The organism is Sporomusaceae bacterium (assembly GCA_031460455.1).
Classification (GTDB): domain Bacteria; phylum Bacillota; class Negativicutes; order Sporomusales; family UBA7701; genus Anaeroselena.
In genome coordinates this window covers 297,865-309,729 of the sequence record JAVKTQ010000001.1, presented here as the reverse complement: position 1 = coordinate 309,729, position 11,865 = coordinate 297,865, and the positions used below count along the sequence as shown (strand labels likewise).

The 11,865-nt window shown below is 60.8% G+C and carries 15 protein-coding genes; all 15 read right to left on the bottom strand.

The annotated features are described in order from the left end of the window. Positions 1–1,074 (bottom strand): flavodoxin-dependent (E)-4-hydroxy-3-methylbut-2-enyl-diphosphate synthase, encoded by a 1,074-nt coding sequence (gene ispG, locus RIN56_01700; protein MDR7865496.1) that lies wholly within the window; start codon positions 1,072–1,074, stop codon positions 1–3. 5 nt (positions 1,075–1,079) lie between these two features. Next, positions 1,080–2,111: an RIP metalloprotease RseP gene (rseP, locus tag RIN56_01695; GenBank protein ID MDR7865495.1), complete on the bottom strand. Its 1,032-nt coding sequence runs from the start codon at positions 2,109–2,111 to the stop codon at positions 1,080–1,082. A 20-nt stretch (positions 2,112–2,131) separates the two neighbouring features. After that, positions 2,132–3,289 carry a 1-deoxy-D-xylulose-5-phosphate reductoisomerase gene (locus tag RIN56_01690; protein ID MDR7865494.1) on the bottom strand — a complete coding sequence of 386 codons (1,158 nt, stop codon included), beginning with the start codon at positions 3,287–3,289 and terminating at the stop codon, positions 2,132–2,134. A gap of 20 nt (positions 3,290–3,309) precedes the next feature. Next, positions 3,310–4,137, bottom strand: a complete 828-nt coding sequence (locus RIN56_01685; GenBank protein MDR7865493.1) for a phosphatidate cytidylyltransferase — start codon at positions 4,135–4,137, stop codon at positions 3,310–3,312. A gap of 8 nt (positions 4,138–4,145) precedes the next feature. Then, positions 4,146–4,937 (bottom strand): isoprenyl transferase, encoded by a 792-nt coding sequence (locus RIN56_01680; GenBank protein MDR7865492.1) that lies wholly within the window; start codon positions 4,935–4,937, stop codon positions 4,146–4,148. A gap of 19 nt (positions 4,938–4,956) precedes the next feature. Further along, a complete protein-coding gene (locus tag RIN56_01675; protein MDR7865491.1) occupies positions 4,957–5,160 on the bottom strand; it encodes a hypothetical protein in 204 nt (67 codons plus the stop codon). Between the two features lie 4 nt (positions 5,161–5,164). Beyond that, on the bottom strand, positions 5,165–5,725 hold the full coding sequence (frr, locus tag RIN56_01670) for a ribosome recycling factor (GenBank protein MDR7865490.1): 561 nt from the start codon (positions 5,723–5,725) through the stop codon (positions 5,165–5,167). Continuing rightward, positions 5,715–6,452: a UMP kinase gene (gene pyrH, locus RIN56_01665; protein MDR7865489.1), complete on the bottom strand. Its 738-nt coding sequence runs from the start codon at positions 6,450–6,452 to the stop codon at positions 5,715–5,717. Before pyrH ends, frr begins: the two co-directional genes overlap by 11 nt. Positions 6,453–6,573: 121 nt before the next feature. Then, entirely contained in the window at positions 6,574–7,230 is a 657-nt protein-coding gene (tsf, locus tag RIN56_01660; protein ID MDR7865488.1) for a translation elongation factor Ts, read from the bottom strand. 102 nt (positions 7,231–7,332) lie between these two features. Continuing rightward, positions 7,333–8,049, bottom strand: a complete 717-nt coding sequence (gene rpsB / locus RIN56_01655; GenBank protein MDR7865487.1) for a 30S ribosomal protein S2 — start codon at positions 8,047–8,049, stop codon at positions 7,333–7,335. Between the two features lie 183 nt (positions 8,050–8,232). Next, positions 8,233–8,769: a hypothetical protein gene (locus tag RIN56_01650; GenBank protein ID MDR7865486.1), complete on the bottom strand. Its 537-nt coding sequence runs from the start codon at positions 8,767–8,769 to the stop codon at positions 8,233–8,235. A gap of 8 nt (positions 8,770–8,777) precedes the next feature. Continuing rightward, positions 8,778–9,086 (bottom strand): hypothetical protein, encoded by a 309-nt coding sequence (locus tag RIN56_01645; GenBank protein ID MDR7865485.1) that lies wholly within the window; start codon positions 9,084–9,086, stop codon positions 8,778–8,780. Positions 9,087–9,110: 24 nt separating this feature from the next. Then, a complete protein-coding gene (locus tag RIN56_01640; protein MDR7865484.1) occupies positions 9,111–10,730 on the bottom strand; it encodes a FapA family protein in 1,620 nt (539 codons plus the stop codon). A gap of 26 nt (positions 10,731–10,756) precedes the next feature. Continuing rightward, entirely contained in the window at positions 10,757–11,503 is a 747-nt protein-coding gene (locus RIN56_01635; GenBank protein ID MDR7865483.1) for a FliA/WhiG family RNA polymerase sigma factor, read from the bottom strand. Positions 11,504–11,530: 27 nt separating this feature from the next. Further along, entirely contained in the window at positions 11,531–11,863 is a 333-nt protein-coding gene (locus RIN56_01630; protein ID MDR7865482.1) for a hypothetical protein, read from the bottom strand. Between the last annotated feature and the right edge of the window lie 2 nt (positions 11,864–11,865).

The window sequence follows — 11,865 nt, the reverse complement described above, 5'->3', positions numbered from 1 at the left end:
TTATTCCTCCTCGACGAGTTTATCTATTTCGGCGAACAGCGCCGCAATCAACTGGTCCTCGGGCACCTTGCGGAGAATCTCCCCTTTGCGGAAGATCAGCCCCTGCCCCTTGCCGCCGGCCACGCCGATGTCGGCTTCCCGCGCCTCGCCGGGGCCGTTGACCACGCAGCCCATCACCGCCACCTTCAGCGGCTTCCTGATCGTCTTCAGCCTCTCCTCCACCGCCGCGGCGACAGATACCAGGTCGATCTCGGTGCGGCCGCAGGTCGGGCAGGAAACGAGCGTCGGGCCGTATTCCCTGAGACCCAGGGATTTGAGGATCTCATTGGCCACCCTCACCTCCTCCGCCGGGTCGCCGGTCAGCGACACGCGCACCGTGTCGCCGATGCCTTCGGCCAGAAGAGCGCCGATGCCGACAGCCGAACGGATGATGCCGGTGTTGACCGTGCCGGCCTCGGTTATCCCGAGGTGGAGCGGATAGTCCACCGCCCGCGACATCAGGCGGTAGGCTTCAAGGGTAAGCGGCACGTCATGGGCTTTGAGCGACACCTTTATATCGTAAAAATCCATTTTTTCGAGAATGCGGATATGGCCGAGGGCGCTCTCCACCATCGCCGCCGCGGTGGCGTGGCCACCGTGTGTGGCGAGCAGAGCCTTGTCGAGCGAGCCGGCGTTGACGCCGATGCGGATGGGCACGCGGCGCTTTTTGGCCGCCTTCACGACAGCCGCGACATGGTCGGGGTCGCCGATATTGCCCGGATTGAGCCGCAGGCCGTCGATTCCCCTCTCCAGAGCGGCCAGCGCCAGGCGGTGGTCGAAATGGATATCGGCGACGATGGGCACGTCCCCCACCGCCGCTTTAATGGCAGCCAGCGCCTCGGCGGCCGCCATGTCGGGCACCGCCACCCGCACGATGTCGCAGCCGGCGGCGGTCAGGCGGCCGATCTGAGCCACGGTGGCTGCCACATCGTCCGTCTTTGTATTGGTCATCGATTGCACCGATACGGGTGCGTTGCCGCCCACGGTTATCTTGCCGATGCGCACCGGTGCGGTGCGTTTGCGCTTTATCTTCATAGCCGTCACCAGAAAATCCGCGTAATATCTTTGAATGTCGCCAGCAGCAGCAGCGTCATTAAGAGCGCGAAACCGATCGTCTGGATGACCTGCAGTTTACTGCGGCTGAGGGGTTTGCCGCGTACCGCCTCGACAGCCAGCGTCATGAGGTGGCCGCCGTCGAGCACCGGCACCGGCAGGAGGTTGATGAGCCCGAGGTTGATGCTGAGGAAGGCGGCAAACTGGAGGAGCGGCAGGAAGCCCATCTGGGCCACCTGGCCCGTCATCTGCGCGACGCCGATGGGCCCGGCAACGTCGGCCGGCGCCTGGCCGATGAGCATCTGCACCAGGCCGGTAAAGATGGCTGCCGTCACGACCGCCGTCTGTTTAACAGCCCGCGTGAAGGCTTCGCCCGGTCCCGGCCGGTAGTTCGTTATCTGCGGCGTAACGCCGATTATGCCCCGGTTTGTTTTCGCGTCGTGTTCGGGGACAAGCACCGCTTCTTTAGTGGCGCCGCCGCGGTCGTAGACAATCGTCACCTGGTTATTGGCGTTGACCCTGATCACTTGGACGAAATCCATCCAGGTTTCGATCTTGCCGCCGTTCACGGCCATGATGCGGTCGCCGGCGGCCAGTCCGGCCCGGGCCGCCGGCCTGTCGGCCATAACGTTGCCGATGATCGGTTTGTCGGACGCCTGATCGATGCCCGAACCGAGCATGACGATGAAAAACAGCAGCACCGGCAGCACGAAATTCATCAGCGAGCCGGCGGCGATGACCAGCATCCTCGCCCAGATCGGCTTGGCGCCGTAGGACTTCTCCGTCTGCTCCTCGTCGGGATCCATGCCGGCGATCTTGACAAAGCCGCCCAGCGGGATGAGGTTGAGAGAATAAACCGTTTCGCCGAATCTCTTGCTCAGCAGCGTCGGCCCGAAGCCGATGCCGAACTCGCGCACCCCCATGCCGGTAAGGCGGGCGGTGACGAAATGGCCGACCTCGTGCACGAGGACCAGCAGGCCGAGAACAAAGATAGTGGCGATAATCGTGGTCGTTAACAAACTTCCACCTCTTCCAAGGGTTATTTCAGCTCGGGAATAAACCGGGCAACCAACGCCCGCGCCCATTCGTCCGCGGCGCAAAGCTCCTCAAAGGTCGGAGCGGCGACGGTAGCGTGGGCGTCGAGCGCACGGCGGATCGACGCGGCGATAGCGGTAAAAGATATCTCCCCGGCCAGAAAAGCGTTGACCGCCGCCTCGTTGGCGGCGTTGAAAACACACGGCGCGGTGCCGCCGCGCCGGCCGGCCTCGTAGCCCATAGCCAGGGCCGGGAAGCGGTCGGTGTCGGGGGGCGCGAAGGTCAGGCCGGTCAGGGTGGCGAAATCGAGGCGGGCAAAATCGGCCGGCCAGCGGTCGGGAGCGCTGAAAGCGTACTGGATAGGCAGGCGCATGTCGGGGCGGCCGAGCTGGGCCATAACCGACCCGTCCACGAACTCCACCATCGAGTGAATAATGCTCTGGGGATGGACGACGACATCGATGTTATCGTAGCCGACATCGAACAGCCAGCGGGCCTCGATGACCTCAAGCCCCTTGTTGGCCAGCGTTGCCGAATCGACGGTTATCTTGCGGCCCATCGTCCAGTTGGGGTGGCGCAGGCATTCGGCCACGGTGACGCTCGGCAGCGTCTCCTTCGCCCGCTCCCGGAAAGGCCCGCCCGAGGCGGTCAGAATGAGGCGGCGTATGCCGGTCCTGCCTTCTCCCTGCAGACATTGCAAAATGGCGCTGTGTTCGCTGTCCACCGGCAGGATGGCGACGCCACGTTTACGCGCCGCTGCGGTGACGAGTTCGCCGGCGGCCACCAGCGTTTCCTTGTTGGCCAGGGCAATATTCTTCCCGGCCTCGATGGCGGCCAGCGTCGGCCGGAGGCCGGCAAAGCCGACCAGCGACGTCAGGACGGTGTCCGCTTCCGCCAGCGTGGCGGCGGCGGTCAGTCCCTCCTCGCCGGTCATTATTCTCGCCGGTCCGCTGTAGCGGCTGCGCAGCCGGTCGGCGGCCTCGCCGTCGGCGAGCACCGCCAGAGCCGGCCGGAACCTTTCCAGCTGTTCGGCAAGCAGTTTGTCGTTGTGGTGGGCCGCCAGGGCGACAACCCTGAAGCGGTCGGGATGGGCGGCCGCAACCTCGAGGGCCTGCGTGCCGATCGAGCCTGTCGAGCCTAAAATCGCGATGCGCTTGAGCATGATATTCTCCTTGCGGCGCGTCAGCGCACGATGAATAGCTGTAGATAGTAGTAAACGGCCGGAGCGGCGAACATCACGCTGTCGAAGCGGTCCAGCACCCCTCCGTGGCCCGGCAGCAGCTTGCCGGAATCCTTGACGCCGCAGAACCTTTTCATCGACGACTCCACAAGGTCGCCCACCGGGGCGACGATGCCGACCAGCAGGCCGATGGCGGCGCTGTGGCCGAGAGGCAGAGCGCAGGCGGCGCCCATGGCGGTCACGCCGATGACGCTGCCGGCCACGCCGCCGATAGTGCCCTCCCACGTCTTGCCCGGGCTGACCTTCGGCGCCAGCTTACGGTGGCCGAAATTCTTGCCGACGAAGTAGGCGAAGGTGTCGGCCGACCAGGTGCCGACGAACGCCAGCCACAGATAGACAGCGCCGGCCGACAGCGGGCCGAATTTTGTCGCCATCAGCAGCGATTGGTCGGTAAACCGCAGCAGCACCAGATGGGCGAACGCCAGGCCGACATACACGACGCCGGCGATGGTGACAGCCGCCTCCTGCAGGTCGAAGCGTTCAGGATCGATGACCATTCTTGCCATTACGACAAACGCGATCAGCAGCACCACCGCCACCGTCTCGCGCGCGTTGCCCAGCCAGGCCGTGCCCCAGATAAGAGCGATGCCGGCCATGCCAAGCCAGTAAGCCGTATTGACCTGGCGGCAGCGCGCCATTGCCGCGAACTCGTGCCAGGCGAGCATCGTAAGGACGAGGGCGGCGGCGGCAAACACCCACTGCCCGTAGTTTACGACATAAATGGCGACGATTATGCCGATTACGGCCGTTATAACCCTATGGATAAGCATCAATACACCTACTTGGTCAGCCCGCCGAACCGCCGGTCGCGCCGCTGAAAATCGGCTACGGCGGCGATTAGGTGTTCGGGCCGGAAATCGGGCCAGTTGATATCGGTAAACCAGAACTCGGCGTACGCAGCCTGCCAGAGGAGAAAATTACTTATCCGCTGGTCGCCGGCCGGCCGGATGAGCAGATCGAGGTCGGGCATGCCGGCCGTATAGAGGTGCCGGCCGATGGTCTCGTCGCTTATATCTTCCGGCTTGAGTTTGCCGGCGGCCACCTGCGCGGCGATAAGCTGCACCGCGCGGGTTATCTCGGCCCGCCCGCCGTAGTTCACGGCGATGTTGAGCACCAGACCGGCGTTCGCGGCGGTCATGCCTTCCGCCCGGTCGATCTTGGACCTGAGACCGGGCGACAGCTCCTCTATCTTGCCGCTGAAACGAACCCGGATGCCGTTTTCGTTCAGTTCGTCGATCTCGTTGTCGAGATAATCGGAAAAGAGGTTCATGAGCAGATCGACTTCCTCCGCCGGCCGTTTCCAGTTCTCGGTGGAGAAAGCGTATGTCGTCAGTACGCCGACGCGAAGCTCGGCCGCCGTGCGAACGATGGCCCTGAGGGCTTCCGCCCCCGCCCGGTGGCCGAAAGTGCGAGGCAGGCCGCGCTTCTGAGCCCAGCGGCCGTTGCCGTCCATGATGATGGCGACATGACGCGGGACGCGGGCCGGGTCAAGGTCGCCGAAAGCTTTTCCGCTCTGCGGGTCAGTGCGTCCGAACCATTTTTTCCACACGTCAGTAAGGCACCTCGACATCGTAATGATAAGCCCCCTCTTACGAGGGGGCTTTCCCCATCTTGGCTGCGACAAGCAGGTGACGCCGTCCATCTTCGCCCTCGGTATCCCTTATGACATAGAGAACATCCTCCACAAGGGGGAAGTTGTTGCGCGACGGCCTGGTTACAGTCACCGCAAAAGCGACGTTGCGCGCCGTCAGCGCCTCCTTGGCGGCCTCCAGCGGCATTCCAACGGTATCCAATATGCTACACTTCCATTATTTCCTTTTCTTTGACAGCCATTACATGGTCGATCTCTTTTATGTACTTATCGGTCAGCTTCTGGATGTCTTCCTGGCCCTTCTTGGCATCATCCTCGGAGATGACGTGGTCTTTTTCCAGCTTCTTGATCGAATCGTTGCCGTCGCGGCGAAGGTTGCGGATCGCCACCCGGCAATCCTCGGCCTTCTTGTGCACCACCTTGACCAGCTCGGTCCGGCGCTGCTGGGTCAGTTGGGGAATATTGAGGCGGATCACCGAACCGTCGTTGTTAGGCGTAAGTCCGAGGTCGGATTTCAGGATCGCCTTCTCGATCGTGCCCAGCATCGTCTTCTCCCACGGCTGGATGGTCAGCAGACGCGGCTCGGGGGCCGAAATGTTGGCCACCTGGCTCAGTGGGGTCGGCGTGCCGTAATAATCGACCGCGATCTTGTCGAGGAGCGCCGGGGTGGCGCGGCCGGCGCGCAAAGTGCCGTACTCCTTCCGCATCACTTCAAGGGCTTTTTTCATCTTGTCCTCGTGGCTGGCGTAGATCTCCTTAACCGTCATTTTTCATCCCTCCCACAACAGTGCCGATATTTTCGCCGCAAGCGGCTTTCAAAATATTACCGGGCTCGTCGATGCTGAAAACAACGATCGGAATTCTGTTATCCATACACAGGCTGGTCGCGGTGGAATCCATCACACCCAGGCCGCGCTGCAGCACCTCGATATACTCAAGGGCGGTGAACTTCTTAGCGTCCGGATTATGGCGGGGGTCGGAGTCGTACACGCCGTCCGTGTTGCGCTTGGCCATCAGGATGATATCGGCTTCGATCTCCGCGGCCCGCAGGGCGGCTGTTGTATCGGTCGAAAAATAGGGGTTGCCGGTGCCGGACGCGAAAATCACCACCCGGCCCTTCTCAAGGTGGCGGATAGCGCGGCGGCGGATGTACGGTTCAGCCACCTGGCGCATCTCGATCGCCGACTGCACGCGCGAATCGACGCCGCAGTGCTCAAGGGCGTCCTGCAGAGCCAGCGCGTTCATAACCGTAGCCAGCATGCCCATATAATCGGCGGTCGCCCGGTCCATCCCCTTGGAACTGCCGGCCAGGCCGCGCCAGATATTGCCGCCGCCGACGACGATCGCCACCTCAAGATCGGTGGTCCGCCTGATCTCGCGGATCTCGCGGGCGATCCGTTCCACCGTCTCCGGGTCGATGCCGTAGCCTCTGTTCCCGGCGAGCGCTTCGCCGCTCAATTTCAGGACAATACGCTTGTATTTTCCGGCCTGCATATCAGAAAACCCCCATTTTTCAAGTCTTTTCTACGAATCGGCGGCCAAATCCTTTATTTGCCTGTCCGGCACTTTAGAAAAAAGAGAACACCAGGTGTTCTCTTTTTTGGCCAGCGGGCTGCTAGCAATTTTTAACAGTAGCCATAACCTCGGCAGCGAAGTCGGCGCTCTTCTTCTCAATACCTTCGCCCAGCTGATAGCGGACGAACCGCCGCACCGAGATATGCTCGCCGATCTTGGCGATCTTAGCGGTAATAAGCTGGGTCACGGTCGTATCCGGATCCTTGATGAACGGCTGTTCCATCAGGCAGTTTTCCTTGTAGAACTTCTCGATACGGCCTTCCACCATCTTCTCGGCGATGTTGGCCGGTTTGCCCTCGTTCATCGCCTGGGCTTTGAGGACTTCGCGCTCATGGGCGATAATCTCGGCCGGCACTTCCTCGCGGCGGACATAACCCGGATTGGAAGCCGCCACCTGCATCGCCAGATCCTTTGCCAGAGCCTTGAAATCATCCGTCTTGGCCACGAAATCGGTTTCGCAGTTCAGTTCAAGCATAACGCCGATACGGCCGGCGCCGTGTATGTAAGCCTCGACCACGCCTTCCGCGGCGACTCTGCCGGCGCGTTTCGCAGCAGCGGCCAGACCCTTCTCGCGCAGAAAATCGACCGCCTTCTCCATGTCACCGTCCGTCTCGGTCAGCGCCTTCTTGCAGTCCATCATGCCTGCGCCGGTACGCTCGCGCAGAACTTTTACCATTTCCGCAGTTATCATACCCATCCTCCTGTCGAATATTAAAATCCGGCCTGTGCTAAGATTTGTTTATAGCCTAAAGGGAAACTAAGGTAAGGGAGCGATTGGCCGTCCCTTACCTTAGCACATTTACTCGCTCTCGCTTGCTGCTGCTTCCAGTTGTTCGCCCTGCTTGCCTTCCAGGATGGCGTCGGCCATCTTGCCGGTAAGCAATTTGACGGCGCGGATGGCGTCATCGTTGCCGGGGATGATATAGTCGATCTCGTCGGGATCGCAGTTGGTATCGACAATCGCCACGATCGGGATACCCAGCTTGCGGGCCTCGGCCACCGCGATCCGCTCCTTGCGCGGGTCGATGATGAACAGCGCCCCAGGCAGCTTACGCATATTCTTGATGCCGCCAAGGAACTTATGCAGGCGCTCCTGCTCATGACGGAGGGCGATGACTTCCTTCTTGGGCAGAACCTCGAACATGCCCTTCTCTTCCATCGACTCGAGCTCGCGCAGACGGTTGATCCGGCGCTGAATGGTCTGGAAGTTGGTCAGCATGCCGCCCAGCCAGCGCTCGTTCACAAAGAACATCTCGCAGCGCTGCGCCTCCTCGCGGACGGCCTCCTGGGCCTGCTTCTTCGTGCCGACGAACAGCAGCGTCTTATTCTCGCCTGCCAGATCGCGGACGAAATTGTACGCATCCTCCACCTTCTTGACCGTCTTCTGCAGGTCAATGATGTAGATGCCGTTGCGCTCCGTAAAAATGTACGGAGCCATCTTGGGGTTCCACCTTCTGGTCTGGTGGCCGAAATGAACCCCAGCCTCCAGAAGCTGTTTCATGGAAATAACCGACATACTCTGGACACCTCCTGTTTTTTTCCGCCGCCAGTCGCATTTTCCGCCGCCCACCGGCTCAGCCGGCACAGTCGGGGAATTGACAGGCGTGTGTGATATTACACCAAAAGCTAGTATAGCATAATTAACGCGTCGCCACAAGCATAATCGCCGGCAATTCGCTTACTAGTATCCAAAAAAAGATCATTTTTTATTCAACTGCAGCAGCAGCATAATTTCCCCTTTACCCGCGCCCGTCGTCTTGGAAATCTCCGTAACGCTATAGCCCTGCTCCGACATCGACAAAATCAGCTTGCGCCGGTCGGCGCCCGGCGCCTCGCGGCCCGGCGTCTCCTCGGCAGGCGCTGCCGCCGTAACCGGCGGTGGCTCAGGCGCTAGCCGCACATCAATCGACCCTGCCGGCGGCCCTTCCGTCGGTGCGGCTGGCGCGGCGGCGGCCAAAGCGGCGCCCGGTTCGGGAGCCTGCCGGGAAGCCGCCAGTTTGGCGTCCAGCTCGGCGATCCGCGCGTCGGCCTCGTCCAGCAGATACTCCAGGTGGGCGATCTGCGTCTCCAGACGGCGGATGGCCGCGTCGGCCGTCCTTTCCAGCTCCTGCTGGAACTCGCCGGCGGGCGTCGCCGCGTTCAGCGTAAACATCCTAACGATCATGCCGCGCTTATAAACAACGAAAAAAGCAAAAAAAAGAATAATGACGACAAAGACAATCATCCCTGTTAGCATAACCCACCTCAAGTCTTGATATCGATCGTGTGACCGCGGATGGGATCGGGGCTGTCCTCGGCCTCGTCCTCATGATGGCGGCTGCCCTTCCTATGATCATCCTGGCGTCTTTCCTTGTCCGCATCCGGGTCGACCTTGCCGCCGGCATTCTGAGGCGATTTCTGCACCTGCTGCTGGCGCGTGGCAGCCAGCCTCTGCCACTGGTCGGCGCCCTGCTGTTGCTGCAAAGCGCCCTGGTGGTCGGCAATCTGCTGGACCTTGCTTACCTCGGTAACCCGGGGAATGAGTACCTGGAGGTCGATGGCACGGATTGTCACGTCCTCCCCTCCCCTACTTTCAGCTTAACGGAACGACCCGACCCTGATTTCGCCGTCCTCCGCGTAAAAAGAAGCGTATTTCAGCATCTCGCGCACCGGTTTCACCAACGTGCCGATAACAATCTTCACACCCGGATAAACCACATCCGAAACCCTGATGCGGCCATAGCGCATCTCCTCGAACAACAGCTCGATCTCCGTAATCCGCCTGCGCATCGTCTCCACCTGGCCAGCCATATGAAACTGGGCCTTCGTCAACTTCAACAGCATCTCGCGCTTATCGGGCGACAAATCCGACTGGTTGACCGACCGGAGCACAACAAGAGCCTTCTGCGCCTGGTCGAGGGTAATCTCATTCTTCCGCAGCTCCTTGCGCAGCTCGGTATATTCCGCGCGGATAACAGGATTGACGCCCACCTCCAGATCGGTGGCCACCGCCAGATGCGTGCCCACCGTCTTGGCGCGGATCTCCTCGGCGGCAATCACATGGCCGCCGGCGATAAAACCGCGCCGGCCCTCCACGATCACCCGCTTACCGGCGCTCACGTTGCTGTGAAGAACAACATCGTTCACCATCACGTCGCCCTCGGCGGAAACATTGGCATTCTCGATAAACTTGGTTGTCACGTTCTCCTTCGCGCGGACATAACCGCGCTGCATCCCCTGAATGCCCATCCGGATAACGATATTGGCCCCTTCCACCGTACCGCCGCTCACCGACCCGTAAATCTCCACATTGCCGTCGGCCTTCACCGTGAACCCCGACTGCACCGAGCCGCGCACAACCACATTGCCGACAAACTCGACATTGCCGGTCGAAAGATCCACATCGCCCTTGATCTCGATCACCGGCGACACATGCAGCTTATTATTCACATACTGCAGTTGGCCGGCGATAGCGGCCTTGATCCTGCTGCCGTCGGCATACGCATTCTTGCCGACCGGCAAAGGAATATCCTTGCCCGGCTTGGGGAAAATCGGCTGCCCGAGAACATCCACCCCCGGCGTTCCGGGTGTCGGCGGAATCTTCTCCGCCAGCAAATCGCCCTCAGCCACCACCGTAAAAAGATTAAGATCCTTAAAATCCACCCGGCCGTCCTCAAGCTCCACCGGGCGTCCCTTGGCGTTCATATCAAAAGCGAAGCGGATAACCGCGTCGCTGCCGTTCACAGCCGTATCGCCGCGGGCGCACGTCACCGGCGTACCCGGGCGGTCGAAAGCCCGTTTCACAGCCTCCATATCGATACCCTGAACAATACCTGCGGCGTGAATCTTCTCCAGCACCTCTTCGATAGTGAGCGGGCGACTGCCTTTCGGACGGGTGATCTGAAGCGAAGCCGCCATCCGGTCGCGCTCCACCAGCACCTGGACCTCCGGCTCCGGCACCGCGGCCGTCTGCTCGGCAATCTTCACCGGCGACCCGCTCGCCTCCTTGACAATGCGGATAATCGCGGAAAAATTGGCGCCCTGGATATCGCGATTCTTCAACTCGGCCATCACAAGCGGCTCCCTGACCGGCGCCCCCGCTCCCTTGGCAGGATTGACCGTAAGGTAAACGCCGTCGTCCTTCTGGTCTATCTGGAAAGAACCGTCAACAGCCACCGAAGCATCGGACTGATTGGTCGCTTTTTCCTCATCACTCATCAAATACACCTCTCCTTACTCTGAGGCTACAACAAGCTGGATTTATAACGGGCCAGGGCGCCGCGCAGACGGAAAATCGCCTTCGTATGGAGCTGGGAAATTCGCGCCTCGGTCAATTTCAGAATCAGGCTAATCTCCTTCAGCGTCAGACCCTCGTAATAGTACAACGTGACAACCAGCCGCTCCTTCTCCGTAAGGCGCTCGATCGCCTTCGCCAAAGTAGCCTTGACCTCCTCCTCCTCGAGGAACTGGGACGGATTAGGGGCGTGACTGGCCGGCGACTCAGTCTTGACGTAATCCTCAAGAGGAACAAGCGTGCAGCCGTTCAGCGTATTGATAAGCGTATGGAGTTGGGGCACCGAAACCCCCATTGCGCCGGCAACCTCGTCATCCGCGGCCGACCGGCCCAGACGGTGCTCAAGCTCGGCCAGCGTATGCTCGTACTGGCGGGCCTTCTGCCTAACGGTGGCCGGAATCCAATCCTGGGCGCGGAGCGAATCGAGCATAGCGCCGCGGATGCGGGCCACCGCGTAAGTCTCAAACTTAAACCCGCGGGACAGATCGAAACGCTCGATCGCCTCGAGCAAACCGAAGAAACCGTTGCTGATAAGATCGTCTTTGTCGACATGCTGAGGAAGGCCGACCGCGATGCGTCCGGCGACCAGCTTGACCAAAGGGAGATAATTCTCAATCAATTTTTCGCGGATCTCGGCACGCCGGTTTTCCCGGTAGTCCGACCACAAATTCTGCAGCGCGAGCCCGTCGTCCGGCATTTACGTCCCTCCCATCCCTGGCAGCAATTACTTCACCGAAATCTGCTCGAAATTCTCCGGGACGAAGGGACTGAACGGCGGTGTAACGTGAGACGGATTAAGAAGCTCATCGTTCTCAATAATCCCGTCCTTACTAATAATATCGACTTTATTCCTGCCGGGCTTAACACCGGCAAAACGCCGCCGGATATACGCCTCGGCCAGATTGGCGGCAAGATAAGCGGCAAGCGCGGCTCCGGTTAGCGAAATTGCGGCCCGGTAGAAAACGGTCGGCGTCCTCAAACCATGCACCAGCCCGACGGCGGCGGTAAGGGCGGCGACAATCAAAGCCAATCCGAGCGCTATACGCAGCTTCACCATAT